Origin of the sequence: Paraburkholderia phymatum (genome assembly GCF_038900715.1) — a bacterium.
Taxonomy (GTDB): domain Bacteria; phylum Pseudomonadota; class Gammaproteobacteria; order Burkholderiales; family Burkholderiaceae; genus Paraburkholderia; species Paraburkholderia phymatum_A.
Map to the genome: position 1 here is coordinate 255059 of NZ_JAYMRZ010000004.1, position 26257 is coordinate 281315.

Consider the following 26257-nt stretch of genomic DNA (forward strand, 5'->3'; position numbering starts at 1 on the left):
GCTCGATATGTTACATAGCTGCAAGCTCTGCGGGTTGAAGGGCGTGGGCCGCGGGCACTCGCGCAGTGATCCCGGCGCGCTTCGAACGATAAAAGGAGTAAGGAAGTGTTCGGAGCAGCGTTGACGGAATTATTCGCGTGCGCCAGACTTTCGTATAGAAGCAGTTCTCTTCAATTCGATCGCAGCAGTTCTTTTTAACGCTATATCAGCAGGCGATCATCGGCAGTCGGCTTGCGTTCCAGCAGTGCGGCGAGCTTTCTCAATGCCGAAGTCAATTCGCTGCGCCGCGTGCAGCCGCCAAGCGAAATACGGATCGCGTTCGGCACATCGCCGCCCAGGCAAAACGCGGAAGCCGGCGCAACGACGAGTCCTTCGGCGCGGGCCGTATCGGCGAGACTCTGCGCGGCCCAGTGCTCCGGCAATGCCTGCCACATGTGAATGCCGCCGCTCGTCTTCGAACCGCTGACGGGCGACAGGATCTGACCGGCCGCGAGCAGGCGTTCGCGCGACTCCTTCCGGATGCCCGCCAGCACGTCCGACGCCGTGCCGTCGACAATCCACTGCGTGACCAGCGATGTGGCAAGCGGCGGCGACATCAACGAAAGCGATCGCAATGCCTTCAGAAACGCGTCCGGTCCTTCGGCCGACGGCAACACGAGAAAGGCGGCACGCAAGCCCGGTGAAATGCACTTCGAAAGCGTGGACAGGTAGTACACCTGTTGCGGCATGAGCGCGGACAGTGGCGCGGGAGGATCGTCGGCCAGCAGCCAATACGGATCGTCCTCGATTACCTTGATGTTCCGGCGCGCGGCCACTGCGAGAATTTCCTTGCGGCGTTTCAGCGGCATCGTCTGCGCGGTCGGGTTGCGCAAAGTGGGATTCAGATAGAGCACGCCACCGTTCGCGCCGTGGCGGGCTTCGTCGAGTGCGTCCGGCCGCATTCCGTGCGCGTCGCACGCAACCGGCTTCAGATGGCGCCCGAGTTGACGCGCGATCAGCGGAAGGCCCGGATAGATCAGTTGCTCGGTGAAGATGGGTTCGCCCGCGTGCGTGAGCGCGAGTATTAGCGCGGCAAGCGTCGAGTGCGCGCCGGGCGTCACGACGACGCGTGACGGCTCCACGCGCCCGAGTATCGGTTCGAGCCATGCGGCGCCTGCCTGTCGATCGGAGTCGCTGCCGCCTCCGAGCTGATAGGTCATCAGCAGGTCGACATCGCTGCGCACCAGCACTTGCGAAAGCCCGCGCCTGAGCAGCACGGCGAGATCCACGTCGGCGGGAGGAGGGGGGATGTTCATGCTCAGATCGACGCGCTGCATGAACGCAGCCTTGGGCGGCGCGATGAACGTGCCCAGCGGACCACGCGATTCGATCAGATTGCGCCGGTGCGCTTCGGAGAAACCGCGCGTGACGGTGGTCAGGTCCACGCCGATCAACTCGGCGAACTTGCGTTGCGGCGGCAGCCGGTCGCCGGGCGCCAGCTTGCCGTCGGCGACAGCGCGCTCGATCAGATCGACGATCTGCAGATAGCGCGCCTTGCCGTTGTCCGCAAATTCGGTAATCCAGTCTGGCCGCTGGGCGGCGCGTTTTCGTGAGGTCATGTGATGTGTGGCATCTTGTCGCGCATGTATGGCATATGTCTTACTCTAGCATGCGCCGGCATAGCCTATGTATGTATCCGCCTGTCATGGCCGATCGGCCAGTATTGGCGCGGATCGCCGTAGTGGGATGCCGCGCGCGCGTGATGGTTGGGGGATACATGTATGGGGCTATGTCACCACGCAACCAACCTTAAAGCATGCGCAACCCACCTACACACGGGGGCCCTCCCCATACAGCGGGACGATGGCCCCGCTCCCATCCATTGCGAAGACATCTCGTGCGGGCAGGCCGGATCGCCGCCGCCGGCGCGCTCAGCCTGCTCGGCGGATGCAGCATGGTCCTCTTCGACCCGAAAGGCTCGATCGGCGAGCAGGAAAAGAATCTGATCCTGATCGCACTCGGATTGATGCTGCTGGTCGTGATACCCGTGATCGTGCTCACGTTGTATTTCGCATGGCGTTACCGCGCGTCGAACACGAAGGCGACGTATGCGCCGACATGGGCGCACTCGAACGCGATCGAAGTCGTCGTATGGACGATTCCGTGTCTGATCGTCGCGACGCTTGCCGTCCTGATCTGGAAGACAACGCACAGTCTCGATCCCTACAAGCCGCTCGAATCGGACGTGAAGCCGGTTCGCGTCGAAGTGGTCGCGTTGAACTGGAAGTGGCTGTTCATCTACCCGGACTATGGCGTCGCTTCCGTCAACCAGCTTGCGCTTCCCGTCGATACGCCCGTCGATTTCAAACTGACGGCCGAATCGTTGATGAACTCGTTCTTCATTCCGCAACTCGGCAGCCAGGTGTATGCGATGTCGGGCATGCAGACACAGCTTCATCTGATCGCGAACAGCGTCGGTACGTACGCGGGCCGGTCGTCGGCGTTCAGCGGACCGGGCTTCTCCGACATGAACTTCAGCGCGGTCGTCACGAGCCGCGGCGACTTCGATGCGTGGATCGCGCGCGCAAAAGCCTCGCGGCAAGCGCTCGATGTGCCCGCCTACGACGTCCTGCAACAGCCCAGCCGAAAAGTCGCCGCGACGCTTTATAGCAGCGTGGCGCCGGGCCTCTTCGACGGCATCGCCAACCAGTACATGCGAGACGCGGCGGGCAATCCCATCTGCACGACAGGCGCGACAGGCATGACGGGCATGTCCGTGAAGCCTGCCGGCATGCCTTCACCTGCAGCTTTGGTATCGGAGTAGTTGATATGTTTGGAAAACTTACGCTCGATGCGATTCCGTATCACGAGCCCATCATCATGGGCACGCTCGGTGTCGTGATAGTGCTGGGACTCGCGTTGCTCGGCGCCGTCACGTATGCCGGCAAGTGGACGTACCTGTGGAAGGAATGGATCACGTCAGTCGATCACAAGCGGATCGGCGTGATGTACATCATTCTCGCGCTCGTGATGCTGCTGCGCGGTTTCGCCGACGCGATCATGATGCGCGCGCAGCAGGCGATCGCATTCAACGACGCCGCGGGCTATCTGCCGCCGCATCACTACGATCAGATCTTCACCGCGCACGGCGTGATCATGATCTTCTTCGTGGCGACGCCGCTGATCCTCGGTCTGATGAATGTCGTCGTGCCGCTGCAACTCGGCGCGCGCGACGTCGCGTATCCGTTCGTCAATTCGCTGAGCTTCTGGCTGTCCGTTGTCGGCGCGGTGCTGGTGATGATCTCGATGTTCGTCGGCGATTTTGCGGCGACGGGCTGGGTTGCCTATCCGCCGTTGTCGGAGCTTGGCTATAGTCCGACAGCGGGCGTCGACTATTACATATGGTCGCTACAGGTCTCAGGCTTAGGCACGACGCTGAGCGGCATCAACTTCATCGTGACGATTCTGCGCATGCGCGCACCGGGTCTGAACCTGATGAAGATGCCCGTCTTCTGCTGGACCGCGTTGATCACGAACATCCTGATCGTCGCCGTGTTCCCCGTGCTCACGGGCACGCTCGCGCTGCTCACGGCCGACCGCTATCTCGACATGCACTTCTTCACGAACGAACTCGGCGGCAACGCGATGATGTACATCAACCTCATCTGGGTATGGGGCCACCCCGAGGTGTACATCCTGATCCTGCCGGCATTCGGCGCGTTCTCGGAGATCATCGCGACGTTCTCCGGCAAGCCGCTGTTCGGCTACAAGTCGATGGTGTATGCGACGTCGTCGATCGGCATCCTGTCGTTCTTCGTATGGCTGCACCACTTCTTCACGATGGGTTCGGGCGCCAACGTCAACGCGTTCTTTGGGATCATGACGTCGATCATTTCGATCCCCACAGGCGTGAAGCTGTTCAACTGGCTCTTCACGATGTATCGCGGCCGCATTCGCTATCACTCGTCAACGCTGTGGACGATCGGCTTCATGGTCACGTTCGCGGTGGGCGGCATGACGGGCGTGCTGCTCGCCGTGCCCGGCGCGGACTTCGTGCTGCACAACAGCCTGTTCCTCGTCGCGCACTTTCACAATGTGATCATCGGCGGCGTCGTGTTCGGCTGTCTCGCGGGCATCAGCTACTGGTTCCCGAAAGTATTTGGCTTCACGCTCGACGAGTTCTGGGGCAAGGTCGCTTTCTGGTGCTGGCTCGTCGGCTACTGGCTCGCGTTCACGCCGCTGTATATCCTCGGCTTCGAGGGCATGACGCGCCGGATGAATCACTACGCGGTTGCCGAGTGGCACCCCTGGCTGATCGTCGCGCTCGTCGGCGCGGTGATCGTCGGCATGGGCATTCTGGCATTGCTGATCCAGTTCGCCGTGAGCATCCGCAACCGCGAGCAGAACCGCGATCTCACAGGCGATCCGTGGGACGGACGCAGCCTCGAATGGTCGACGTCGTCGCCCGCGCCGTTCTACAACTTCGCGATCGTTCCCGTCATCACGTCGCTCGAACAGCACTGGGACAACAAGAAGTCGGGACGCGCACATACAAGGCCCGCCAGGTATGAAGACATCCATATGCCGCGCAACACGGCGGCGGGCGTCATCATCTCCGCGTTCAGCATGCTGTTCTGCTTTGCGATGGTGTGGCACATGTGGGTCTTCGCGATCGTCGGTCTGATCGGCATGATCGCGACGTTCATCGCGCGCACCTACGATCAGGACGTCGACTACTACGTTCCCGCTGCGGAAGTGGCGCGGATCGAGAACGAGCGTTTCGAGAAACTTGCCGAGGCTGCCTGACCATGACCAGTGTTTCAACCTATCGGGCCCGTGATCATCACGACAGTCACGGCCACGACGACGGAACCCGCACGACGCTCGGGTTCTGGATTTACCTGATGAGCGACTGCCTGATCTTCGCGACGCTGTTCGCGACCTTCGGCGTGCTCGTCAACGCAACGGCGGGCGGACCTTCGGGCAGGCAACTGTTCGAATTGCCCTACGTGCTGGGCGAGACCTTGCTGCTGCTTGCGAGCAGCTTCACGTTCGGCATGGGCATGTTGAGCGCGCACGCGAACCGGCGCGGCAAGGTGATTCGCTGGCTTGCCGTGACCTTCGTGTTCGGCGCCGCATTCATCGGCATGGAGGTATATGAATTCGCCAAGCTGGTGAGCGACGGCGCCGGTCCGTCGACGAGCGCGTTCCTGTCGGGCTACTTCACGCTCGTCGGCACGCATGGATTGCACGTGACGAGCGGTCTGCTGTGGATCGTCGTGATGATGCATCAGATCAGCCGCTTCGGGCTCACGCCGGTGACGCGGCGGCGCATCGCGTGCCTGAGTCTCTTCTGGCACTTCCTCGATCTCGTATGGATCTGCGTGTTCAGCCTTGTCTATCTGCGTGAGTTTCTATGAGCCAATCATCTCAATCGAATGTTGCACGCGCGCGCGTTCATCATGCGTCGCACGGCAGCGTGAAGAGCTATGTCGTCGGCATGCTGCTGTCGCTGGTGTTGACCTTTGCGTCGTTTGGCGTCGTCATGATGCATGCCGTTCCGAAGTCGATGGGGCTGACGGCCGTCGTCGTGCTGTGCGTCGTGCAGCTTCTCGTGCAGTTGAAGTACTTCCTGCATCTCGGCTCAGCCGCCGATCAGCGCGCGAATACGGCGATCTTCGTCTGTACAGCGCTCGCGATCGTCATCGTCGTGGCGGGTTCGCTATGGGTCATTCACAACGCGAACATCAATATGATGCCGACGCAGATCACAATCGAGCGCGCGCTCGCGCATGACTGACGTGTGACCAAACATGCCGGGTCGTTGAGTCGTTTCGGCCTGGCATGTGAAGCCGAAGTAAATAAAAAATGCCGCGATGCGTAGATGCGCATCGCGGCAATTTTCTATTCGCGCACCGGATTTTCAGCCGTCCGCTTTCATTTCCTGCTCGTGACGCCGAAACGGCGCATCGCGAACCACATCGCCCTGGTAAAAAGATGCGAAGCGATCGAGTTGCCGTTGCGCGTCGCCTGAATCGACGTCTTCCCTGAGCACCGCGCTCGAAAAGCCCGTTCGCTCCATCTGGATCAACTGATCGGCGAGTACTTCACCCGTTGCGCGCAGGTCTCCGCTAAAGCCGAGCCGCCGCCGTATCAGATACGCCTGACTAAAAGCTCTGCCGTCCGTGAAGCTCGGGAAGTGAAGTTCGACGCGCTGCGCTTGCGCAATCGCGTCGCGGTGATCGAGCGGATCGGCGTCGTTATCGAGCGCGACGATGCGATCGACGGCATCCGCAAGGTGCGCCGCCGCGTCGAGAAGCCGGATACGTGTATTGCCGCTCATGCCGGAAGCTCCATCGGTGTGCGCGCCGCGTTCGCGGCGGCCTTGAACGGATCGAGGCCCATGCGCCGCACGGTTTCGATGAAGGTCTCGCGGCGCAGGCCGTCCGCGCGTCGGTGTTCGACATAGGTTTGCAGCACCGCTTCGATCACGTCGGGAACTTCGTGCGCTGAAAACGATGGGCCGATCACCTTGCCCGGCTGCGCATTGCCGCTTGCGTGCGATCCATCGGACCCGCCCAGGGTGACCTGATACCACTCGGCGCCGTCCTTGTCGACGCCGAGTATGCCAATGTGTCCGCTATGGTGATGCCCGCACGAATTGATGCAGCCGCTGATGTGCAAATCCACTTCGCCGATATCTTCGAGTTCGTCGAGGTCCTGATAGCGCTCCGTGATCGCCTCTGCGATGGGCAGCGAACGCGCATTGGCGAGCGCGCAGAAGTCGCCGCCGGGACACGCGATCATGTCGGTGAGCAAATGCACGTTCGCGCTCGCGAGACCCACGCTGAGTGCGGCTTTCCACAACGCAAGCAGATCGTCTTCATGAACCCACGGAAGCACGATGTTTTGCGTGTGCGTCACGCGCGCTTCTCCCGCCGAATACTGGTCCACGAGATCCGCGACGCGATCGAGCTGATCCGCCGACGCATCGCCCGGTGCCTGTAGCAGACGCTTGAACGACAACGTGACGATCCTTAGCGACGGATCTTTGTGAAGCGCGACGTTGCGTTCCAGCCAGCGCGCGAATTGCGGATTCTGCCGCGCAGTATCGTGCAGTTGCTCGCGTGCATTTGCGTTCGACGGCTCACGGGGCGCTGAAACAGACGGCGGCACGAAATACGCGCTGACGCGCTCCAGTTCCTCCTGCGGAATCGTATGCGGTCCGCCGTCATGCTCGACGATCTGGCGGAACTCTTCTTCCACTTCGTCGATGTACTTCTGGCCTTCCGCTTTCACGAGAATCTTGATGCGCGCCTTGTACTTGTTGTCGCGGCGTCCGTACTGGTTATAGACGCGCACGACAGCCTCGATGTAATTCATGATGTGCTGCCACGGCAAGAACTCGCGTAGCACCGTGCCGATGACGGGCGTGCGTCCCATGCCGCCGCCCACCATCACGCGAAAGCCCAGTTCGCCGTGTTCGTTGTAGCGCAGGCGAAGCCCGACGTCATGCCAGTCCGTCGCCGCGCGGTCGTCGCTTGCACCTGTGATCGCGATCTTGAACTTGCGCGGCAGAAAAGCGAACTCGGGATGCAGCGTCGTCCACTGACGCATGATCTCCGCGAAAGGGCGCGGGTCTGCGATTTCATCGGGCGCGACGCCTGCGCGTTCGTCGCAGGAGATGTTGCGGATGCAGTTGCCGCTCGTCTGAATGCCGTGCATGTTGACGGTCGCGAGCAGGTCCATCACATCGGCCGCTTTCGCGAGCGGAATCCAGTTGAACTGTACGTTGGTGCGCGTCGTGAAGTGCGCATGATGCGTGGGAAGACGAACGGTGCCGAGCTTGCGCTGCGTGTCGAGCGCGCGTCGGTAGACGTCTTCTTCGGGCGCGTCGTATTCGCGCGCGACACGCGCGAGCACGCGAAGCTGCGCGCTCGACAGCTCGCCATAAGGAACGGCCACGCGCAGCATCGGCGCGTGCCGCTGCACATACCAGCCGTTCTGCAGGCGCAATGGACGGAATGCGTCTTCACTCAATCGGCCGTCCTGCCAGCGTTCGATCTGGTCGCGGAACTGGGCGGCGCGATTCAGCAGGAAGGCTCGGTCAAACTCGTTGTACTGATACATGGCTGATGTCGAGGGCATGCGCTTCACGCGCCGCCATCCGGCGATGCGAAACACGACTGTCCCAATGTGAAATGTGCTTTCGAATCTACTGGCCGATGCATTGACGGACAAGACGCAGATGACGCGAAATCGATAGCAGCAGAAGAGAAAAACTGCGCGTCCGTTACGTTATGACTTCTCCGCAGACGATTCGTCTTCGACGCGATCGGATAAAAGCGATCGGATAAAATGCGGGCCCACACGTTATTTCCCGAACCGACGGAGCGTATTCAGTGATTCAGCCGAGCAACGTATTCAAGGACAATCTCGCGCAATTGCCGGGCATCGACGGCATCGAGCGTATCGATCTGATCGACGGCAAGGGTACCGTCGTGGCGAGCATCGAGAACAAGCCGGGCAAACAGGGCTCGTTGGCGGTCTATCACTATCTGCGGCAGGCGTTCGGCGCGCTCGATGCAAAGGCCGCGGAACACGGCCTCGCCGTGTTCGCCGAGCATACGGCCGATGCGCGCAATCGTCCGGGCGCGCACCCGAATGTCGATCGTCTGCTGGACATCGCGGTGGGTGGCGAAGCGCTGCGCATCGACGTGATTGCGGCGGCGTAAGCGCTAATGATGTGAGGGACCACGGGGGCGCGTTTGCAGATTGCGCTTCCGTTTGAATTGACAGGCCGCGAGCCGTTCCGCTGCATGAAGACAGGCGGCCCCGATGACGGGGCCGCCTGTCTTTTTTTGCATTTGCGCTGCGTCGCGCGTGCTCGCGTCTCCTTCCGCTCATCCTGCAAAATGATCGATTCGTTCAAACAGATTGACTGGTTTGCGCAATCATCCAGAACGGGCTACACTGCAAACTGATTATTTCGATCTAACGGTGAGTGTTTCAATCAAAATCGCGGCTTGGACGCGACAAATAAAGCCAGGAAGGAGACTCGCATGGTTCAGATTCCCATCAAGCGCTCGATCGAGCGCGTTCCCGGCGGCATGATGATCGTGCCGTTGCTCATCGGCTCGCTGGTGGCGACGTTCATGCCGAACATGCCGAAATTCTTCGGTTCGTTCACCAGTGCGCTGTTTACGGGCGCGCTGCCGATTCTCGCCGTGTTCTACGTATGCATGGGCGCGGGCATCGACGTCAAGGCGACACCGTATCTGATGAAAAAGGGCGGCGCGCTGCTGGTCACGAAGGTCGGCGCGGCTGTGATCATCGGCGTGATTCTTGGGCACCTGATCGGCGAGCAGCCGGTTTCGGCGGGGCTCTTCGCGGGCATCTCGACGCTGGCCGTCGTCGCCGCGATGAACGACACGAACGGCGGTCTGTACATGGCGCTGATGGGCCAGTACGGCCGCTCGGAAGACGTCGGCGCCTATACGCTGATGTCGCTCGAATCCGGCCCGTTCCTGACGATGGTGACGCTGGGCGTCGCGGGTCTGTCGGCGTTCCCGTGGCAGACGCTGGTCGGCAGCATTCTGCCGCTCGCGCTCGGCATGCTGCTCGGCAATCTGGACCGCGACATGCGCGAATTCCTCGCGAAGGCCGTGCCTGTGATGATCCCGTTCTTCGCGCTCGCGCTCGGCGCCGGCCTCGATCTGCACAAGGTGTGGCAAGCTGGACTGCTGGGCATCGGCCTCGGTATCGCCGTCGTGATCGTGACAGGCATTCCGCTGTATTTCGCCGACCGTCTGACGGGCGGCACGGGCGTCGCCGGCGTGGCCGCGGCTAATACGGCGGGTAACGCAGCCGCCGTGCCGGCGCTCGTCGCCGCGGCGAACCCCGTGTACAACGAAGCCGCGAAGAGCGCGACGCTGCTGGTGGCCGCGTGCGTCGTCGTGACGGCGATCCTGTCGCCGATCCTCACCTCGGCGATCGCGAAGCGCTATCAGCAGCGCAACGAACGCGCACGCACGGAGAATCGCCAAGGGCTGGCACGATGAAGATTCTGATCATTGCGGACGACCTGTCGGGTGCCGCGGACTGCGCGATCGGGTTCGCGAGCGCCGGCCATCGGACGGTCGTCACGCTCGACGCGCAGCGCACGCAGGCACATGACGGCGCCGACACGATCGCCATCGACACCGACACGCGCCGTCTCGCGCCGCACGACGCGGCGGCGCGCACGTCGGCCGCCTATGCGGAAATGAGCGCGCGCGACCAGCGCCTCTACAAGAAGATCGACTCGACATTGCGCGGCAACTGGGCCGCCGAAGTCGCGGGCCTGCAAGCGCTCGCGGGCATGGCGATCGTCGCGCCCGCGTTTCCCGCGACGGGCCGCACGGTGCGCGGCGGCTGCGTCTACGTGTACGGCGAGCCGCTCGAAGAGACGGCCACGTGGAAGCTCGAACACGCGGGACTACCCGCCGATATCGCGACGCAACTCGAGTCGGCGGGGCTTAAAACGGACCGGCTCGACGCCGAAGCGTTGCGTGACGAGCCGGAGACGCTCGCGGTGTGCATCGGCGCGATGGCTGCGAACGGCGTGCAGGCGCTGATCGTCGATACGCAGAGCGAGCAGTCGCTGCGCGCGCTCGCCCAAGCGACACTGCACAGCGACGCGCCGTTCTTCTGGGTCGGCTCGGGCGGTCTTGCGCGCGAGATCGCCGCGCTGAATCCGCGCAACGGCGCAGCGGGCCGCAAGCCGGACGTTGCGCCGTTTCCCGGCGGCCCGATCCTCATTCTCGTCGGCAGCCTGTCGGCTGTCAGCGAGCGTCAGTGCGCGATGCTGCGCGAACGTGGCGGCGTCGAAGAACTGGTCGTGCCGCCTGCCGTGTTGCGAGAGGGCGAGAGCCATCGCGACTGGCGCGCGTTGCAGGAGCAGATCGGCGTGTCGTTGCACGCGGGCGTCGATCTGCTGCTGCGAATCGGCCGCGACGATGCATTCGATCCCGCCGAAGGCGCGCAACTGTCGACGGCGCTCGCGGCGCTCGTCGAGCCGCACTTCACGAAGACGGGCGGCGTGATCGCGACGGGCGGCGAGACGGCGCGCGCGATGCTCACGGCCGCGCAAATCGGCAGTCTGCAATTGCTGGCGGAAGTCGAAGCGGGCGTCGCCGTTGGCCGGCCGCTTGGCGCAGCGCGCACGCATTGCCCCGGCGTCGTGACGAAGGCGGGTGCATTCGGCACCGATCACGCGTTGTACGCCGCGTGGCTCACGCTGCGTAACGAAATCGAACCGGAAACCGAACCGGACGTCGTCCCGCATTGACGTTCGTGCATGAACCAGAATCAAACCTTGAAGCCTGACGAGATCACATCATGAGCAACTATCTTCCTGTAATCGGCATCACGATGGGCGATGCAGCCGGCGTTGGCGCGGAAGTCGTCGTCAAGAGCCTCGCGCATTCGTCCGTCTACGCGCAATGCCGTCCGCTCGTGATCGGCGACGCGAAGCGCCTCGAACGCGCGAATCAGATCGTCGGCGGCGAGATGAAGATTCGCCGCATCGGCGATGCATCGGAAGCACGCTACGAGCAGGGCACGATCGACTGCATCGACCTCGGCCTGATCCCCGACGACCTGCCGTTCGGCCAGCTGTCGGCGCTCGCCGGCGATGCCGCTTACCAGTACATCAAGCGCGCCGTCGAACTCGCGCAGGCGGACAAGATCGACGCGATCTGCACCGCGCCGCTCAACAAGGAAGCGCTGCATGCGGGCGGCCACAAGTATCCGGGCCACACGGAGATGCTCGCGCATCTGACGGGAGTCGAAGAAGTGTCGATGATGCTCGTCGCGCCGCAACTGCGCGTGATTCACGTGACGACGCATATCGGCATCATCGACGCGATCCGCAAGATCGAGCCGGGTCTCGTGCAGCGGACCATCGAACGCGGCCACGCGACGCTCGTGAAGGCGGGCATCGAGAAGCCGCGCATCGGCGTGTGCGGGATCAATCCGCACGCGGGCGAAAACGGTCTGTTCGGCTACGGCGAAGAAGAAGAGAAGATCATTCCCGCGATCAAGGTGTTGCAGGAGCGCGGCCTCGACGTGACGGGCCCGCTGCCCGCGGACACGCTGTTCTTCCGCGCGGGCCGCGGCGACTTCGATCTGGTGGTCGCGATGTATCACGACCAGGGCCACGGTCCCGTGAAGGTGCTCGGCCTCGAAGCGGGCGTGAACGTGACGGTGGGGCTCGAAGTGATCCGCACGTCCGTCGATCACGGCACGGCGTTCGATATCGCGGGCAAGGGCATCGTCGATGAAGGCAGCATGCTCGAAGCACTGCGCCAGGGCGCGGAACTGGCGACGCGCCGTTAACCGAATCGACGCGAAACGAAGCGCGTTACGCGGCACATCCGCGCCATTCGCGCGCATCGCTGGTGTAAGATCGAGACCCTTTCTCACGCTGCTGCCGATGTGAAAAAAACGACTGACCGTCATCAGGCAATTCTGGATTTCGTTCGCACGCGCGATGCCAACGTCGAAGAGTTGTGCTCCGCGCTCGGTGTATCGGAAGCGACGATCCGGCGCGATCTGACCGCGCTCGCGAAACAGCGGCGGCTCGTGCGCACGTATGGCGGCGCGACGGCGCTGGTCGGCGTGCATGAGCCGGAAGCGTCACTCGAAGAACGCGAGGCCGCGCAGAGCGAGCAAAAGGAAGCGATTGCGCAAGCGGCGGCCGCGCATGTCCGCGAGGGCGACACGGTGCTGCTCGACGGCGGAACGACGTGTGCCGCGCTTGCGCGTCATCTGAGCGCGCGCGAGAACCTGCATGTGGTGACGAACAATCTGCTCGCGGTGACGTCGCTCGCGAATGCACCGGGCGTGCGGCTCACGCTGATCGGCGGCGAGTTGCGCGGGTCGAGCATGAGCACGCTCGGGCCGCTCGCCGAACTGATCCTGAGCCGTTTGACCGTCGATCGCGCGTTTCTCGGCGCGGACGGCGTCGTCGCGGGATTCGGCCTGTGCGAGACGACGGCTCAGCAGGCTTACCTGAAAGAGTGCATCGTGGCACGCGCAGCCGAAATCATCGTGCTCGCGGATTCGGCGAAGCTGGGGCGCGCGCGTCAGCAGCATTGGACGCCAATTCAGCGCGACTGGCGGCTCATTACTTCTTCGATGGCGACCGAGGAGCTGTTGGCGCCGTTTCGCGCGCTGCCCGAAGTGACCGTAGAAGTGGCGTGAACGCGATGCCCGCGACGGGCATATGAAAGCAGAACACGCCGCCGTCGCAGGCACTCACAACTCAAACCGGTTCCCCGCCTCGCGCAAGCGACGCATTCCGCTGTCCAGATGCGCACGCGCGCTTTCCTTGTCGCCCAGCCTCATCTGCTCGTACGTGCGTTGCGCGACGTCGTGCGGCACGGCCTTGAGCGGGCGATTGCTCTGCATCGCCTTGAGCTGCACTTCGGCGGCTCGCTCCAGATAGTACAGATCGTCCCACGCTTCGGCGATGCTTGCGCCCGCCACCATCACGCCGTGATTCTTGAGGAACAGAATGTCCGCGTCGCCCATTGCCTTAGCGATGCGATCGCCTTCTGAATTGTCGAGCGCGAGGCCGTTGTACTGCTCGTCGACGGCGGTGCGGCCATAGAACTTCAGCGCCGTTTGTCCGAGCCACAACAGCGGCGGGCCTTCGATCAGACACAGCGCGGTCGCGTTCGGCATATGCGTGTGAAACGCGGCCTTCACGCGCGGCAGCGCGCGATGCAGGCGCGCGTGGATATAGAAGGCAGTCGCTTCGGGCTGGCCTTCGCCGTCGATCACGTTGCCGTCGTAATCGCAGATCAGGAGGCGCGACGCCGTGATCTCCGAAAACGCAAAGCCGTACGGATTGACGAAGAAGAGATCGTCATGCCCCGGCACGACAGCCGAGAAGTGATTGCACACCCCTTCTTCGAAGCCGCATTGCGCGGCCAGTTGAAAGCAGGCCGCGAGTTCGACGCGAGCGGCGCGCACGGCGTCCGAGTCGAGCGTGGCGAGGCGCGAGACAGCCGTGGTCCTGACGTTGAGCGTATGAGCCATGAAGAACGATCCCCTTGCCTTTGATGTTCACCAGCCGATGTTCACCAGCCAGGCGATGAAAAGAGCGGCGGCACGCGGTCGAGCGTCGGCACGATTGCGTCGGGCGTGTAGTCGGGCAAGAGCTTGCGCCCTGTGCCGCGATCGATCCACACACAACGAAAGCCGATATAGCGCGCGGCCGCATGATCCAGATGCGGGCTTGCGCAGATATGCACCACGTCGTCGCGCGATACGCCGAGCTGTTCGTGAGCATAGTCGAAAAGCCGGCGGTCTGGTTTGTACGCGCCCGCTTGCTGCGCGGTGATCACACGATCGATATGGCCGCCGAGTTGCGCGACGTTGCCTGCGATCACGTCATCGTCTGTGTTCGACACGATGCATAGGCGATAGCCCTTTTTCTTCAACGCGCGCAACGACTCGACCGCTTCGGGAAACGGCGGCATCGCGGAGATGTGATCGGTTAGCGTGCCGATATCTTTGCTGTCCACGCGCAGCCCGAATTCGCCGAGCGCGATACGCAGTGCTTCGCCCGCGATTTCGCGAAAGTTGCGATGAGGCGGCGTCTGTTCGAGCGCATGCTCGTGCCTGTCATAGACGGCGATCAGTTCGCGCGGATCGATCGAAGATGCTTGCTTGCTGGCGAGTATTGCCGCGACGGCGGCCTGCAAGCCTTCGTCCCATTGAATCAGCGTGCCGTAGCAGTCGAAGGTCAGCCACGAAGGGCGACGCGTGTTGTCGAGCGACATGATTCGTTCCTTTGCTGAAGCGTCGAGATGAACAAAAGCGATGGACAGCAGGCTAAGCCGCGCGGCCGTTATTGGGAAATTAAATTAAAACGCCACCGTCAGTGGAAACATAAATATGAAGGGTCGTGCCGACGAAATCGAAAAGTCAGCCAGGGCTGCCGGAGGCAACGGCTGGACGGGGTGACAGACGCCATCCAGTTTGACGAGAAGGGCGATATCCCTAACCGGACGTAACAATCCTTCGCGGATAGTCCGTCGATAAGGCAATATGCGAGGACCTATTGCTCGGTTCGGGACAAGCGTCGCAGCCTCAGCGCGAGACGCGGTAACACCACAAAGAGACTTACCAGCACGCCCACAACCATGTTCAGTATCAGTGCGAGCGTTGTGTGCCCCCACATACGGAGCGAATGAGCGGGCAGAACTGTCACTAATGTACCGGCCAGCCCCCAGGTCATCGCTTCGAGCCCGAGTGTAGTCGCATCCTTGAAGCGAAGCCGCATGGGCGCGGAGAACCCATGTATGACAAAGGCTTTCCGGGCCATGTAGCCAGAGACCGGAATAGTGGCGGCAAGAACGGCAACCACTTCTACAAGCAACGGTAATGTTTTCGCTGCCGTCGGGAAGTACCCGGCATGCAATCGGCTGAGCGTCCACACGATGCCGGAGACAGTAGCAACCAGCCAGATTGGCACCCCGACGAGCAGTTGGCGCCAAAGCCACGACCAGTAAACCAGCAACCGTTGGCCCAGTGTCATTGGTTCGCCGAGACTCAACATGACGTATCCCCCGTTGTAATCGACTTATAGCCTTCGATACCGAGCATATCTGCCGGTCTGCGTGGCATCGGTTAGATGCCGCACCTTTTGCTGCGCTCTCGCCAAGGGAACGGGTCTGTTCAGATGAGCACAGATGGTCAGTTTCTTTGAGCGTCGATGCAGCCAGTGCATCGTGCACGGCGTTCGAGTCGACGTCGGCGCTTAGTAAGGTACGCCGTATGCTGCATTTTCTGTGCGGCGCGACGGCCTTCCCGCGCGATGCGCATCGCCATTGAAACTCGATTGCAAGAAGAAAAATCTCCACGACGGAATAACCGCCGATCAATCGCGTTTCGCTTATGTCGCAATGCCAATCTGACGATCGGGGCACGGTTCGTTGTCCGATCCTGCGCGCGCCCTGTGCCGGCGCTGACGGTGTCTGCCTTGAAGGCTCCCGCCGCACTGAAATGAAGGTCCCAGACCTGGAGTGATCTTGAGTCGCAACACGGTTCAACCCGTATGGGTGCGGATTACGCACTGGATCAATGCGATCGCGGTCGTGCTGATGGTAATGAGCGGCTGGCAAATTTACGACGCGTCGCCGATCTTTCCCGGCATTCAGTTTCCGCCTTCGATCACGCTTGGCGGCTGGCTCGCCGGAGCGCTGCAATGGCATTTCGCAGTGATGTGGCTGCTGGGCGCCAATTTCATCGTCTACCTCGCGCTGAATCTGGCGTCTGGACGCTTTCGACGCAAGCTGCTGCCTGTCAGGCCGAAACAGCTGGCCGCCGACCTGGTCGCCGCGCTGCGAGGGCGCCTGAAACACGACGATCTCGCGCACTACAACTCGGTGCAGAAGCTCGCTTATCTCGTCGTGATCGTCGACATCGTGCTGATCGTGTTGTCGGGGCTTGCCGTGTGGAAGTCGGTGCAGTTCCCGCTGCTACGCGAGCTGATGGGCGGATATGACAACGCGCGCGTGGTGCACTTCGTGTGCATGAGCGTACTGGTAGCGTTTTTCGTCATTCACGTCGCGATGGTCGCGCTCGTGCCGCGCTCGCTGTTGCTGATGATACGCGGACGGTAAATCATGACGATCCGGAAACGAACCGCGCAACAAGGCACCTTTCTCGCGACGCATGGTGAATCGATCATCCGCGACGCACAGCGCGAACTCAAATCGCCCGCGCGCCGCCTGTTCGGCCGGCGGCTGCTGACGCTAGGCGGCATCGCGCTGCTGTCCGGTTGCGATCTGACCAACGACAAGGCGGTGAATACCGCGCTGCGCCGCATCTCGTTCTTCAACGACGACGTGCAGGCGCTGCTGTTCGATCCGAACAGGCTGGCGCCCACGTATCCGGAATCGATGATCACGCGACCGTTTCCGTTCAATGCGTTCTATGAAATCGACGATGTGCCCGAGGTCGATGCCGCGAGCTACCGTTTGCAGGTCAGCGGCCTCGCGCACGGCAAGCGTACGTGGTCGCTCGACGAACTGCACGCGCTGCCGCAGGAAAGCCAGATCACGCGTCTTGTCTGCGTCGAAGGATGGAGCGCGATCGGTCGCTGGGGTGGCGTGCGCTTTTCCGAATTCCTGCGCCGCGCGGGCGCGGACACGAGTGCAAAGTACGTGTCGCTGCATTGCGCGGACTACAACTACTGGACGAGCATCGACATGCCGACAGCGCTCCACGCGCAGACGCTGCTCACGCTGACCTACGACGGCGACGTGCTGCCGCCGAAGTATGGCTTCCCGATGAAGCTGCGTGTGCCGACCAAGCTCGGCTTCAAGAATCCCAAGCATATCGTCGCTATCGAAATCACGAACCAGTATCCGGGCGGCTATTGGGAGAACCAGGGCTACAACTGGTTCAGCGGCTCGTGAGGCAACGATGTTGTTGTTCTTCAATCCTTCTTCAATCATCCAGTGGGAGCTTTTATGTCCTTGCGCATCAAACTTGGCGCAGCTTTTATGGCTGCTGCGCTCGCGAGCGCTGCTTTCGCGCAGGCGCCCGCCACGAAGCCCGCGCGCATCCGCGGCGAAATCGTGTCTCACGACGGTGACACGCTCAAGGTCCATCGCCGCAGCGGCGATACTGTGTCGATCGACGTGAAGCCGGCTGCGAACGTTTCGGCCGTGAAGGCGATCCAGCTATCGGATATCAAGCCGGGTACGTTTATCGGCACGGCCGCAACCACGGGCACCGACGGCAAGCTCACGGCAACGGAAGTGGTGGTGTTCCCCGAGTCCGCGCGCGGCACGGGTGAAGGGCACTATGCGTGGGATCTGGGCCCGAAAAGCTCGATGACCAACGCGAACGTCGACACCGTCGTGCAGGGCACGAGCGGCCGGGATCTGAAGCTGTCGTACAAGGGCGGCAGCAACGTGGTGACGGTGCCGCCCAACGTGCCCGTCGTCACGTTCACGCCCGCGGAGCACAGCGACCTGACGCCGGGCAAGAAGGTGTTCATTGTCGCAACGCCTGCGTCGCAGGGGACTTACGTTGCGCAACGTGTCGTGGTCGAAAAGGACGGCGTGCCGCCGCCGATGTGAAGGCCGCCGATGTCACGCGCCACGGGCGGCATCGCACCGCTCGCGTTGCGCCGATCGGACGCGTGGACATCGCGTGGAGATGCGCTATGGCAAACCTTCCGGGAAACCGCTCGACGCTCGCTGTGTTGGTGCTCCTGCTGACTGGATGTGCCGTCGGCGGCGTGCCGCAAAGCGGGCCGCACCTGAGCCCGACGGAGTGCCGCGACCTGGCCGCGCTCAAAAGCAACGCGCCTCCGACGATGGCGCAACACCAAAGCGAGCTTGCGGCTCTCAGGAAGGCAGGCTATGACCCGTCGCCATGGTACGACGACCCATACTACCCAGACGATCTGCAGGAGGCGCAGCGTCTGGTCGACTATTGGTTCGAAACGGAGTGCCCCAGGTGAGGATCGCGAACATAGTTGCGCTCTCTGGTTGCGATTAGCGTCGGCATGTCAATGCGCGACTACCGACGCCGCGATGTGATCGGCCAGTTCGCCGAGCACGCGGCTCATCGCGGCCGCTTGCGTCTCCGCATCGTGGCCTGCGATCGTGGACTCGAACGTCGCCTGCTGTGTCAGCGTGACGTGGGCAGGGTGCCCGGACAACAGCGTCCACGCAGCCTGCAACGTCAATGTCCCGCTGGCATCGGCTTCGCAATCCAGCACCGTGACGACCAGCGTGCGCGTATCGGGCGGCGCCGGCGCGTCAGGAAAGACGAACGAGCCCGTGGGCATTCGCGTCACCAGGTCCTGCGCCAGCGTGCGCCGCATCAATTGGGAAAACGGCGCGCCCCATCGGTCGCTATCGTGGATCGTCAGACGGTTGCGCGACGCCAGCGTGACGACTTCGGGCCGATCGAGCACGGCCGGTATGTGCACCGCGGTCAGTTGCACGGGCGGTATCGGCGTCGCCGCGCGCGGCGTCTCGACGGGGATCGCGTTCAGCGTCACATAACGCACGGGCATGCTATGCCCGCATCCCGTGACGGCAGTCACGACAAGCGATGTGACGAGCGCTGCCGTCCGCACGGTCACGGTGATCGACGCTTCGCGGGGACGGTGGGCCGGGCTTGCACGACCGCGCATCATGGATTCTCCTCACGCCTGCCACGCACGAGCGCCTCGGGATGACGATCCAGATAATCGGCGAGTGCCCGAACGGAACGCGCGGTATCCGTGAGTTCGCGCAAGGCCGCGGGCAGGTCGTTCTGGCTCGATGCATCACCACCGAGCGTGCGGTTTGCTGCGGCGACCGTGTGATCGGCGGCATTGGCCGTCTCGCGCAGCTGCGCGACGAGCGGGCCGATTTGCGGGGACACCTGTTGCAACGTGCGATCGATTTGCGTCACGGCCCGGTCGATATGCGCGAGGCTGTCGCGAATCTGCGGCGACGAGCTCAGCGCGCTGACACGCGCTGCAATACTGCGCACTTCCTCGCCTGTTTCCTTGATCGGAAGCGCGTCGATCTTCCTGATGACATCGTTTGCCCCGGACGCAATCGCGTCGAAGTCCGCGGACGCCACGCTCGGAATCACGGGTACGCCGTTTTCAGCGGCAAGCGTCGCGCTCGATGCGCCTGCCGCGAACTCGAGATCGATCTTGCGAGGACCGACGAGGGGCGGGTCTTGCGAGAGTCGCGCGCGCAATCCTTCGGCGACGAGGCGCTTCATCATCCCGTCGACGAGCGGCCGCCAGTCGCCATTGGCCGGGGGCGGCACGCCGACGATGCCGAGCTGCGACGGGTCGAGCGCGATCTGGACAGGCGTGGTCAACGCGCCCGTGCCGGCATCGTAGCTGAGCCTTACGCTGGTGACGGTGCCCACATGAAAGCCGCGCAGTTCCACGTCGGCGCCGTTCCTGAGTTCACCTGCCGCGCCGTCGAACCGCACGGCATAGGTCACGACAGGGCCGTGCTGGGGCGTGAGCGCAGGACGGCGATCACCTCCGTCGAAACGAGCCTCGGGCTTGCCGGGTCCCGGCTCCATGACGATCTCGGGCCCCGATAGCAGCGCCTTCATCGAAGACGGGTCGCTGAAATCCGCCTGTGCGCCACGCAGGAAGAACTGCGTGCCGCTGCGCAGATACTGCTTTTCGGCGTGATCTATCTTGAGCTTCGCTTCGACGTGCCGGCCATCGGAGGCGAGCGAGATGTCCGAGACGGCACCGACCTTGACGCCGCGCAGCGTGACGATCGTGTCGTCGGGCTTCATTCCATACGCGTTGTCGAAAGTCACCGTGACCGTCTCGCCGTCGTGAACCAGCGCGCGGATGCCGAGCCAGCCGGCCACGCCGAACGCCGCGAGCGGCACCGACCAGATCCATCCCGGCCACGCGCTGCGCCGCACGCCGGCTTGCGTGCGATGTGAACGTCGGCCGTTCATGGCCGTCTCCGGACCCGCACGTCCCACATCATTCGCGGGTCGAACGCGCGCGAAGCGGCCATCGTCAGGAAGACGACGAGCGCAAATGCCGTCGCGCCGATCGCGGGCCGTGCCGAGGCGATGCCGTCGAAGTGGATCAGGGGTACAAAGGCGGCAATCGTAAAGACGTCGACGTTCGACCATCGGCCTAGCTCGTCGATCCACCGATACAAATGCGCCTTGATTCGCAGATGCTTGCGCGAACGGCGCTTCACGGACGCGATGAACCACGCCATGCCCACGATCTTTGCCACGGGTATGACGATGCTCGTGCAGATGATGAGAATGCCGAGCGGCCAGAGGCCGGCATGAAAGAGCTGGTACACGCCGTCGATGATCCGATGCGGTACGTCATGGCCCAGTTGCGTCGAAACGGTCATCGGAAAGAAGTTGGCGGGCACCGTCAGCACGAGCGCGGCAAGCGATAAAGCGGCCGCCCGCACCACGGCGTCGGGCTTGCGCAAGCGCAGCTTCAGCCCGCACCTCGAGCACGGTTGTCCATCGCGGGCGACGGGCTCGACGAGGTCGCACACGGTGCAAGACAGTGCAGGCTCGTCTTTCGCCAGCGTTCGCTCAGCCGCAATCGCGCGCCAGATGGTCCGCCGATCGAGCGATGCACGCGTGAGCATCGACATCAGCGCTGCTGCAATGAAACAGTAGCCGCCCGCGCCGATGGTGCCCGTCAGATTCTGCGTCACGCGTGCATAACCGACGAGGCAGCCGAGGAGGTAGACATCGGGCATCGCCCAGATATCGAGCAGGACGGTCCAGCGAAACAGCGCGCCGATGCCCTTGAACCGCCAGCCGGCACGGACCGCCCCCAGCACGAGTGTAAGGGCGCCGAAACGTATGAACGGCAGCACAATGCCAAAGGCCATCAGCAATGCCGCGAGGATGATCCAGCCTTCGCTCCACATTGCCACGATGCCTGACGCAAGCACCGACGATCGCTCGGCGCCGAACAGGTGTACCGTCATCAGCGGTGCGAGGGTCGCTGGAAACAGAAGCGCGAAGGTTGCCGTCGAGCAGGCCAGCGCCGCGTTCAGGCTGCGGCCGCTGCGCCGCTCCAGAGGGTATTGGCATACACGGCAGCGCGCGAGCATGCGCGCGGTGAGCGGCGGGATGTCTTCGAGCGCGCCGCACTCAGGGCAGCCGATCGTCATGTGAGCGCGTCCATCGGCTGCCTGCCTGTGGGACGACCTTCGTGCTGGAATGGATTGCGGCTGGTCATCGCCTTGACTCCGGAGCGCCGCTCGTTGCACGTCACGCATGCGTGACCGCGACTGCGGACGAGCGGCTCATTTCCGACCCGCATGGCACGTTCCTGTTTCGCGAGTCCAGACCCCGTGGTTATCCGTAGATCCTCTGGCGCGGGCCTTGCTCACGCTAGCGGCATCGCGGCAGTTCAGGCATCGCGACCTCGGCGTCGGTTGGCCTGCGCGAATGTTTGATGTACTTTAAGTTGCCCCGGACGCCTCGCCATGAAGGCATGATTCGTCGAGAGTCATGTCTCGCATATGACGGGCAGCGGGTATTTGGCGCGAGGCAGTTCGAACGCGCAGCGGAGAGGCGCGATGAGACGGATTCGTCAGTGGGCATACGTAGCATTATTTGCCGTACCGATTGCACTGCTTGCCGCGTGCGGCGGAGGCGGCGGTGGCGGCGGTGGCGGCGGCAGTAGTGCGAGCAGCCCGCCAGGCGGGGTCCGTCTTCAAGTCGTCTCGTTTGGCGACAGCCTGTCGGACGTCGGGACTTTTACGCCGATCGCCAGCGCCGTAGGCGGGGGACGTTTCACGACCAACCCGGGGCAGGTGTGGGCTCAGGGTGTCGCGCAATTCTATGGCGACACGCTGAACGCCGCGTTCACGATCGGTGTCGATCATAAGCTGAGTGCGCAAGGCGGCTTGGGCTACGCAGAGGGCGGTGCCACTGTCGCGACGCCGGCCAATTTGAATGATTTTCTCGTCGACGTGATCGGCAACGTTGAAATGCCCGTCAATCAGCAGGTTTCGAGCTATCTCGCGGCTCACAGGAGCTTCAATTCCGGTCAACTGGTACTGGTCTGGGCGGGTGCGAACGACGTGCTTCGCGCGGGCTCGCCGCCCGCCGCCGTGACAACCGTGCAAACGGCGGCGACGACGCTGGCTCAGATCGTGGGGCAAATCGTGCAGAGCGGCGCCACGCATGTGGTCGTTGTCAATGTTCCGAACATCGGTCTCTCGCCCAAAGGCGTTGCCTCGTCAGACGGCGGCGCGAACCTTACGCAGTTGTCGCAACTCTTCAACACGACGTTGAACGCTGCGTTGCAAAGCAATGGCCTGCAAGGCAAGGTGATCCAGATCGATTCGTATAGCTGGGTGAATCAGATCGTCGCGAACTTCAAGGCCAACGGCTTTGCAATCTCCAACACGGCCCAAGCCTGCGATCCGACGAAAACACCCCGTGATACGGCGCTGCTGTGCTCGCCGGCGACGTATGTCGCGCGGGATGCGGATCAGACCTACATGTTTGCCGACGACCTCCATCCGACCACGCATCTGCATGCGCTTTTCGCGCAATTCGTTGAGCAGCAGCTCATCGGCAGCGGCCTCGGCCACTGAGCATCGCAACATTGGAATTGAAAGCGACCGGGTGAACAGACAGTTTCATTGCGTCCGGACCGGCTCCCGGCGGAGCCGGCGGATGAAGAAACTGCCCGGACGTGTCATTGCTGCCTGAGGTGCAGATCGTTGCCGACGGATTGCACGCCCGACACGCCGCGCGTCACGGCAAGCGCTTTCTGAATCTGCGCCTCAGAATCCACGTATCCCGACAACTGCACGGCGCCTCGATACGTCGCGACGCTTATCGGCAACGGTCTCAGCCCCGGGTCCTGGGCGAGCGCCTGCTTCACCCGGATGGCGAGCGTAGCGTCGTCAGGGGCCGTCTCCCCGACGGTCGCGGACGGCGGCGCCGTCGACTTACAGCCGTTGGTGAACGCGAACGTGGGGAATGCGAACACCGCGACGATCAGCAACCGGCGTTTGATGTATGGCGCGTTTCGCATGTCGGCTATGACATAGAGATTCATGCATCAAGCAGGGATCGCGCCATGACGCCGATTTCACGGGCAAGCGCCAGATGGCGAGTCGACAAACCGTCCGAATGGTCCAACGTGGCGCCCAATCGGCTACTTATGATGCACTCAGGCAATCTAAAAGGCGAGCAACGCGATGGTGGCCGACGAGCGGTCGTTGCAACGAGAGTTTGAAACACACTGATCGAGCCCGGGAAAAGCGGTTCGAGGCTTTGCGTATTTCAAGCGGCGGCGATCCTGTCGATCCGCTGACCGTTCAACGTACTCGGGAATCGTAGGAACGGGCAAAGCCTGGCTTGGTATTCAGACGCTATATCCCGAATCTCGCATCAACTGACGCGACACGTCGCTGCCCGGGCCTTCCGCCTCGAATTGCGTGCGAAGTCTCGCGTCCGCCTTGCGGGTCACGCCGCGATGCATCGCCACAATTATTGCGAAAAGGGCTACGAGAAAGAGAAACGTCGGAACGGTAATCATCTGTTGCTCCTCGGTGGACAGACGGGATGCTGACTGGCAACGGTCGAGCGCGATCGCATCGCAAATCACCACGTCGCTCCATTAATCGACGAGTCGCATAGTCCGGGCCCGGACGCGTGTACGGCAATCTGACAGAACAGGGCGCAAGGAGACGCGAGACCGGACCAAGCCGCGCGACTGTTACGCGACCCTTATCGGGCAATTAAATTAAAATCGCACCGTCAGTGGAAACGTAAATATGAGGCGCTCGCCATGCTCGATCTCGATCTGTTGAACACGCTCGTGTGCGTCGTCGACGAAGGCAGCTTCACGCGGGCCGGCGATCGCGTGCATCGCACGCAATCGACCGTCAGCCAGCAGGTGCGGCGTCTCGAAGAGATGGTGGGCCGCACGCTGCTTCTGCGAGACCGCACCGGCAACCAGGTCACGGCAACGGAACACGGCGAACTGCTTGCGCAATACGCGCGGCGTCTGATCGCGCTTTCGCAGGAAGCACAGGACGCGCTCGCGAGCGACGCGTGGCGCACGCCGATCCGCATCGGCGTGCCGGAAGATTTCGACGCGAAGCGTATGGCGTCGATTCTGTCCGGCTTCGTCAGGGAAAGGCCGGAAGCGCGGCTCGAAACCGTCGCGGGCATGAGCGCCGATCTGCATCGCAAGCTGTCGGGCGGCGAGATCGAGATTGCGCTCGTGAAGCGCGAGCCGGGAAGCGGCCAGTGTCTTGCGTCATGGCCCGAGTCGTTGGTGTGGGTGCGCGGCCGAGAGATCGAAGTGCCCGACGAGGGCGGCGAGCCGATTCCGCTCGCGCTCTTTCCGCAAGGCTGCGTGTACCGGCTGCGCGCGATCCGCTGCCTCGACCAGGCGCAGCGCAGCTGGCGCGTGGCGTTCGGCAGTCACAGCCTGACGGGCATTCAGGCCGCGGTGGCATCCGGCCTTGGCATCACCGTGCTGCCGACGACAGCCGTTCTTTCCGATCACAGCGTGTGTTTCGACTTGCCGCGTCTGCCACCGACGGAACTCGCATTGATCGGCGCGGGCGGCACGATGAATGCTACGCAGTCGGCGTTGGTGGATTTCCTGCGCGAAGCGGTGACGATCTAGCCGCTTGCGGCGAAACGACGTCGCGAGCGCTTCGCCTATTCTTTGCGTATGGCGGGTCACGCTGCCGACGACTCGAAAGGGGACGCTCATGGCTGTACGGCAAGGTTTCGTCGGATGCATCGGCAATACGCCGCTCATCAGGCTCGCGGCGCTCAGCAAGGAGACCGGCTGCGAAATTCTCGGCAAGGCCGAATTTCTGAATCCGGGCGGTTCCGTGAAAGACCGCGCTGCGCTCTACATCATCCAGGAGGCCGAGCGGCGCGGCACGCTCAAGCCCGGCGGCACGGTCGTCGAAGGGACGGCGGGCAATACAGGCATCGGCCTCGCGCATATCTGCGCGGCTCGGGGCTATCGCTGCGTGATTGTGATTCCCGACACGCAGTCGCCCGCGAAAATGGAGCTTTTGCGCGTTCTCGGCGCGGAGGTGCGGCCCGTGCCCGCTGCGCCGTACAAAGACCCGAACAACTATCAGAAGATCGCCGGACGTCTCGCGCAGGAAATGGACAACGCGATCTGGGCCAACCAGTTCGACAACGTCGTGAACCGGCAGGCGCACTACGAAACGACGGGCCCGGAAATCTGGCGCGATACGGCGGGTAAGGTCGATGCGTTCGTGTGCTCGACGGGCACAGGCGGCACGCTCGCCGGCGTGAGCCGCTTCCTGAAGGAAAAGAGCCCCGGCGTGCGGATCGTGCTCGCCGATCCGCACGGCAGCGGGCTCTACAGCTTCGTGAAGACGGGCGAAATCAAGGTGGAAGGCAACTCGATCACCGAGGGCATCGGCTCGTCGCGCGTCACGGCGAACCTCGAAGGAGCAGCAATCGACGACGCGTGCCGCATCGACGATTCGTCATGCGTGGCGATGGTGTACCGGTTGCTGCGCGAGGAAGGGCTGTATGTCGGCGGATCGACGGGCATCAACGTTGCGGCGGCCGTATCGCTCGCGCGGCAGATGGGGCCGGGTCATACGATCGTGACGCTGCTGTGCGATCGCGGCGAGCTGTATCGCAGTCGGCTGTTCAATCTCGAATGGCTGAAGGAGAAAGGGCTGACGCCCGGCTGAGCGCTTCGGCGCTACGA

General features: G+C 62.9%; 28 protein-coding genes. 17 read left to right on the forward strand and 11 right to left on the reverse strand.

All coding sequences use genetic code 11. The annotated features are described in order from the left end of the window. Window positions 1–200 precede the first annotated feature (200 nt). Window positions 201–1598, reverse strand: coding sequence for a PLP-dependent aminotransferase family protein (locus VSR68_RS09825; protein WP_342939649.1), 1398 nt, complete (start codon window positions 1596–1598; stop codon window positions 201–203). 335 nt (window positions 1599–1933) lie between these two features. On the opposite strand from VSR68_RS09825, the gene cyoA reads away from it, so the two are divergent. Genes cyoA through cyoD form a run of 4 tightly spaced genes read left to right on the forward strand, consistent with a single transcriptional unit; the run spans window position 1934 to window position 5779 of the window. After that, entirely contained in the window at window positions 1934–2803 is an 870-nt protein-coding gene (gene cyoA / locus VSR68_RS09830; RefSeq protein WP_428983491.1) for a ubiquinol oxidase subunit II, read from the forward strand. A 5-nt stretch (window positions 2804–2808) separates the two neighbouring features. Further along, a complete protein-coding gene (gene cyoB / locus VSR68_RS09835) occupies window positions 2809–4785 on the forward strand; it encodes a cytochrome o ubiquinol oxidase subunit I (protein ID WP_342939651.1) in 1977 nt (658 codons plus the stop codon). Window positions 4786–4787: 2 nt separating this feature from the next. After that, window positions 4788–5399, forward strand: coding sequence for a cytochrome o ubiquinol oxidase subunit III (gene cyoC, locus VSR68_RS09840; RefSeq protein ID WP_342939652.1), 612 nt, complete (start codon window positions 4788–4790; stop codon window positions 5397–5399). Then, window positions 5396–5779 carry a cytochrome o ubiquinol oxidase subunit IV gene (gene cyoD / locus VSR68_RS09845; RefSeq protein ID WP_342939653.1) on the forward strand — a complete coding sequence of 128 codons (384 nt, stop codon included), beginning with the start codon at window positions 5396–5398 and terminating at the stop codon, window positions 5777–5779. Before cyoC ends, cyoD begins: the two co-directional genes overlap by 4 nt. Before the next feature lie 123 nt (window positions 5780–5902). Here the strand turns inward: cyoD and VSR68_RS09850 are convergent, their stop codons facing one another. Next, window positions 5903–6322 (reverse strand): DUF934 domain-containing protein, encoded by a 420-nt coding sequence (locus VSR68_RS09850; protein ID WP_342939654.1) that lies wholly within the window; start codon window positions 6320–6322, stop codon window positions 5903–5905. Further along, the gene (locus tag VSR68_RS09855; protein WP_342939858.1) at window positions 6319–8109 is read right to left on the reverse strand and encodes a nitrite/sulfite reductase; all 1791 of its coding nucleotides are present in this window, start codon (window positions 8107–8109) and stop codon (window positions 6319–6321) included. The genes VSR68_RS09850 and VSR68_RS09855 overlap by 4 nt, the downstream gene beginning before the upstream one ends. A 272-nt stretch (window positions 8110–8381) precedes the next feature. Here VSR68_RS09855 and VSR68_RS09860 point away from each other — a divergent pair, with 272 nt between their 5' ends. From VSR68_RS09860 to VSR68_RS09880, 5 genes are all read left to right on the forward strand, one after another. Next, complete coding sequence (locus VSR68_RS09860; protein WP_342939655.1) at window positions 8382–8714, forward strand: DUF2322 family protein; 333 nt, start codon at window positions 8382–8384, stop codon at window positions 8712–8714. 327 nt (window positions 8715–9041) lie between these two features. Then, entirely contained in the window at window positions 9042–10040 is a 999-nt protein-coding gene (locus VSR68_RS09865) for a 2-keto-3-deoxygluconate permease (RefSeq protein ID WP_342939656.1), read from the forward strand. Further along, a complete protein-coding gene (locus VSR68_RS09870) occupies window positions 10037–11308 on the forward strand; it encodes a four-carbon acid sugar kinase family protein (protein ID WP_342939657.1) in 1272 nt (423 codons plus the stop codon). Before VSR68_RS09865 ends, VSR68_RS09870 begins: the two co-directional genes overlap by 4 nt. A 50-nt stretch (window positions 11309–11358) precedes the next feature. Beyond that, a complete protein-coding gene (pdxA, locus tag VSR68_RS09875; protein WP_342939658.1) occupies window positions 11359–12357 on the forward strand; it encodes a 4-hydroxythreonine-4-phosphate dehydrogenase PdxA in 999 nt (332 codons plus the stop codon). A 99-nt stretch (window positions 12358–12456) separates the two neighbouring features. Then, window positions 12457–13224, forward strand: a complete 768-nt coding sequence (locus VSR68_RS09880; protein ID WP_342939659.1) for a DeoR/GlpR family DNA-binding transcription regulator — start codon at window positions 12457–12459, stop codon at window positions 13222–13224. 54 nt (window positions 13225–13278) lie between these two features. Here the strand turns inward: VSR68_RS09880 and VSR68_RS09885 are convergent, their stop codons facing one another. Further along, window positions 13279–14064 (reverse strand): aldolase, encoded by a 786-nt coding sequence (locus VSR68_RS09885; protein WP_342939660.1) that lies wholly within the window; start codon window positions 14062–14064, stop codon window positions 13279–13281. 41 nt (window positions 14065–14105) lie between these two features. Continuing rightward, window positions 14106–14810 carry a haloacid dehalogenase type II gene (locus VSR68_RS09890; RefSeq protein WP_342939661.1) on the reverse strand — a complete coding sequence of 235 codons (705 nt, stop codon included), beginning with the start codon at window positions 14808–14810 and terminating at the stop codon, window positions 14106–14108. Window positions 14811–14837: 27 nt separating this feature from the next. Here VSR68_RS09890 and VSR68_RS09895 point away from each other — a divergent pair, with 27 nt between their 5' ends. Next, window positions 14838–15044, forward strand: coding sequence for a hypothetical protein (locus VSR68_RS09895; protein ID WP_342939662.1), 207 nt, complete (start codon window positions 14838–14840; stop codon window positions 15042–15044). Window positions 15045–15088: 44 nt separating this feature from the next. On the opposite strand, the gene VSR68_RS09900 is transcribed toward VSR68_RS09895, so the two are convergent. After that, entirely contained in the window at window positions 15089–15589 is a 501-nt protein-coding gene (locus tag VSR68_RS09900) for a hypothetical protein (RefSeq protein ID WP_342939663.1), read from the reverse strand. Window positions 15590–16061: 472 nt separating this feature from the next. Between VSR68_RS09900 and VSR68_RS09905 the strand changes: the two genes are divergently transcribed. From VSR68_RS09905 to VSR68_RS09920, 4 genes are all read left to right on the forward strand, one after another. Next, window positions 16062–16655 (forward strand): cytochrome b/b6 domain-containing protein, encoded by a 594-nt coding sequence (locus VSR68_RS09905; RefSeq protein WP_342939664.1) that lies wholly within the window; start codon window positions 16062–16064, stop codon window positions 16653–16655. Between the two features lie 3 nt (window positions 16656–16658). Beyond that, the gene (locus tag VSR68_RS09910; RefSeq protein WP_342939665.1) at window positions 16659–17453 is read left to right on the forward strand and encodes a molybdopterin-dependent oxidoreductase; all 795 of its coding nucleotides are present in this window, start codon (window positions 16659–16661) and stop codon (window positions 17451–17453) included. A gap of 54 nt (window positions 17454–17507) precedes the next feature. Further along, the gene (locus VSR68_RS09915; RefSeq protein ID WP_342939666.1) at window positions 17508–18122 is read left to right on the forward strand and encodes a hypothetical protein; all 615 of its coding nucleotides are present in this window, start codon (window positions 17508–17510) and stop codon (window positions 18120–18122) included. An 86-nt stretch (window positions 18123–18208) separates the two neighbouring features. After that, a complete protein-coding gene (locus VSR68_RS09920) occupies window positions 18209–18508 on the forward strand; it encodes a DUF4148 domain-containing protein (protein WP_342939667.1) in 300 nt (99 codons plus the stop codon). A 48-nt stretch (window positions 18509–18556) separates the two neighbouring features. Here the strand turns inward: VSR68_RS09920 and VSR68_RS09925 are convergent, their stop codons facing one another. From VSR68_RS09925 to VSR68_RS09935, 3 genes are read right to left on the reverse strand one after another with little or no spacing between them, the layout of a single operon-like run. Further along, window positions 18557–19192 (reverse strand): PqiC family protein, encoded by a 636-nt coding sequence (locus VSR68_RS09925; protein WP_342939668.1) that lies wholly within the window; start codon window positions 19190–19192, stop codon window positions 18557–18559. Further along, window positions 19189–20484 (reverse strand): MlaD family protein, encoded by a 1296-nt coding sequence (locus VSR68_RS09930; RefSeq protein ID WP_342939669.1) that lies wholly within the window; start codon window positions 20482–20484, stop codon window positions 19189–19191. The genes VSR68_RS09925 and VSR68_RS09930 overlap by 4 nt, the downstream gene beginning before the upstream one ends. Then, window positions 20481–21686 carry a paraquat-inducible protein A gene (locus VSR68_RS09935; RefSeq protein WP_342939670.1) on the reverse strand — a complete coding sequence of 402 codons (1206 nt, stop codon included), beginning with the start codon at window positions 21684–21686 and terminating at the stop codon, window positions 20481–20483. Before VSR68_RS09935 ends, VSR68_RS09930 begins: the two co-directional genes overlap by 4 nt. Window positions 21687–22097: 411 nt before the next feature. On the opposite strand from VSR68_RS09935, the gene VSR68_RS09940 reads away from it, so the two are divergent. Next, window positions 22098–23123, forward strand: coding sequence for an SGNH/GDSL hydrolase family protein (locus VSR68_RS09940; RefSeq protein WP_342939671.1), 1026 nt, complete (start codon window positions 22098–22100; stop codon window positions 23121–23123). A gap of 104 nt (window positions 23124–23227) precedes the next feature. Here the strand turns inward: VSR68_RS09940 and VSR68_RS09945 are convergent, their stop codons facing one another. Both VSR68_RS09945 and VSR68_RS09950 read right to left on the reverse strand, forming a co-directional pair. Continuing rightward, window positions 23228–23569, reverse strand: coding sequence for a BON domain-containing protein (locus tag VSR68_RS09945; RefSeq protein ID WP_342939859.1), 342 nt, complete (start codon window positions 23567–23569; stop codon window positions 23228–23230). 333 nt (window positions 23570–23902) lie between these two features. Further along, a complete protein-coding gene (locus tag VSR68_RS09950; RefSeq protein ID WP_342939672.1) occupies window positions 23903–24076 on the reverse strand; it encodes a hypothetical protein in 174 nt (57 codons plus the stop codon). Window positions 24077–24328: 252 nt separating this feature from the next. Here VSR68_RS09950 and VSR68_RS09955 point away from each other — a divergent pair, with 252 nt between their 5' ends. After that, window positions 24329–25177: a LysR family transcriptional regulator gene (locus VSR68_RS09955; RefSeq protein WP_342939673.1), complete on the forward strand. Its 849-nt coding sequence runs from the start codon at window positions 24329–24331 to the stop codon at window positions 25175–25177. Between the two features lie 88 nt (window positions 25178–25265). Then, window positions 25266–26240, forward strand: coding sequence for a cysteine synthase A (locus VSR68_RS09960; protein WP_342939674.1), 975 nt, complete (start codon window positions 25266–25268; stop codon window positions 26238–26240). The last annotated feature ends 17 nt before the right edge of the window (window positions 26241–26257 follow it).

Excerpts from the sequence above, each read along its gene's own strand:
- cyoA (WP_428983491.1), top strand. The coding sequence starts at position 1,934 with ATGGTCCTCTTCGACCCGAAAGGCTCGATCGGCGAGCAGGAAAAGAAT.
- cyoD (WP_342939653.1), top strand. The coding sequence starts at position 5,396 with ATGAGCCAATCATCTCAATCGAATGTTGCACGCGCGCGCGTTCATCAT.
- VSR68_RS09900 (WP_342939663.1), bottom strand. The coding sequence starts at position 15,589 with ATGTTGAGTCTCGGCGAACCAATGACACTGGGCCAACGGTTGCTGGTT.
- cyoC (WP_342939652.1), top strand. The coding sequence starts at position 4,788 with ATGACCAGTGTTTCAACCTATCGGGCCCGTGATCATCACGACAGTCAC.
- VSR68_RS09890 (WP_342939661.1), bottom strand. The coding sequence starts at position 14,810 with ATGTCGCTCGACAACACGCGTCGCCCTTCGTGGCTGACCTTCGACTGC.
- pdxA (WP_342939658.1), top strand. The coding sequence starts at position 11,359 with ATGAGCAACTATCTTCCTGTAATCGGCATCACGATGGGCGATGCAGCC.
- VSR68_RS09895 (WP_342939662.1), top strand. The coding sequence starts at position 14,838 with ATGAACAAAAGCGATGGACAGCAGGCTAAGCCGCGCGGCCGTTATTGG.
- VSR68_RS09960 (WP_342939674.1), top strand. The coding sequence starts at position 25,266 with ATGGCTGTACGGCAAGGTTTCGTCGGATGCATCGGCAATACGCCGCTC.
- VSR68_RS09940 (WP_342939671.1), top strand. The coding sequence starts at position 22,098 with ATGAGACGGATTCGTCAGTGGGCATACGTAGCATTATTTGCCGTACCG.
- VSR68_RS09915 (WP_342939666.1), top strand. The coding sequence starts at position 17,508 with ATGTCCTTGCGCATCAAACTTGGCGCAGCTTTTATGGCTGCTGCGCTC.
- VSR68_RS09910 (WP_342939665.1), top strand. The coding sequence starts at position 16,659 with ATGACGATCCGGAAACGAACCGCGCAACAAGGCACCTTTCTCGCGACG.
- VSR68_RS09950 (WP_342939672.1), bottom strand. The coding sequence starts at position 24,076 with ATGATTACCGTTCCGACGTTTCTCTTTCTCGTAGCCCTTTTCGCAATA.
- VSR68_RS09925 (WP_342939668.1), bottom strand. The coding sequence starts at position 19,192 with ATGATGCGCGGTCGTGCAAGCCCGGCCCACCGTCCCCGCGAAGCGTCG.
- VSR68_RS09850 (WP_342939654.1), bottom strand. The coding sequence starts at position 6,322 with ATGAGCGGCAATACACGTATCCGGCTTCTCGACGCGGCGGCGCACCTT.
- VSR68_RS09825 (WP_342939649.1), bottom strand. The coding sequence starts at position 1,598 with ATGACCTCACGAAAACGCGCCGCCCAGCGGCCAGACTGGATTACCGAA.
- VSR68_RS09955 (WP_342939673.1), top strand. The coding sequence starts at position 24,329 with ATGCTCGATCTCGATCTGTTGAACACGCTCGTGTGCGTCGTCGACGAA.
- VSR68_RS09930 (WP_342939669.1), bottom strand. The coding sequence starts at position 20,484 with ATGAACGGCCGACGTTCACATCGCACGCAAGCCGGCGTGCGGCGCAGC.
- VSR68_RS09945 (WP_342939859.1), bottom strand. The coding sequence starts at position 23,569 with ATGCGAAACGCGCCATACATCAAACGCCGGTTGCTGATCGTCGCGGTG.
- VSR68_RS09920 (WP_342939667.1), top strand. The coding sequence starts at position 18,209 with ATGGCAAACCTTCCGGGAAACCGCTCGACGCTCGCTGTGTTGGTGCTC.
- VSR68_RS09870 (WP_342939657.1), top strand. The coding sequence starts at position 10,037 with ATGAAGATTCTGATCATTGCGGACGACCTGTCGGGTGCCGCGGACTGC.
- VSR68_RS09885 (WP_342939660.1), bottom strand. The coding sequence starts at position 14,064 with ATGGCTCATACGCTCAACGTCAGGACCACGGCTGTCTCGCGCCTCGCC.
- cyoB (WP_342939651.1), top strand. The coding sequence starts at position 2,809 with ATGTTTGGAAAACTTACGCTCGATGCGATTCCGTATCACGAGCCCATC.
- VSR68_RS09855 (WP_342939858.1), bottom strand. The coding sequence starts at position 8,109 with ATGTATCAGTACAACGAGTTTGACCGAGCCTTCCTGCTGAATCGCGCC.
- VSR68_RS09935 (WP_342939670.1), bottom strand. The coding sequence starts at position 21,686 with ATGACGATCGGCTGCCCTGAGTGCGGCGCGCTCGAAGACATCCCGCCG.
- VSR68_RS09865 (WP_342939656.1), top strand. The coding sequence starts at position 9,042 with ATGGTTCAGATTCCCATCAAGCGCTCGATCGAGCGCGTTCCCGGCGGC.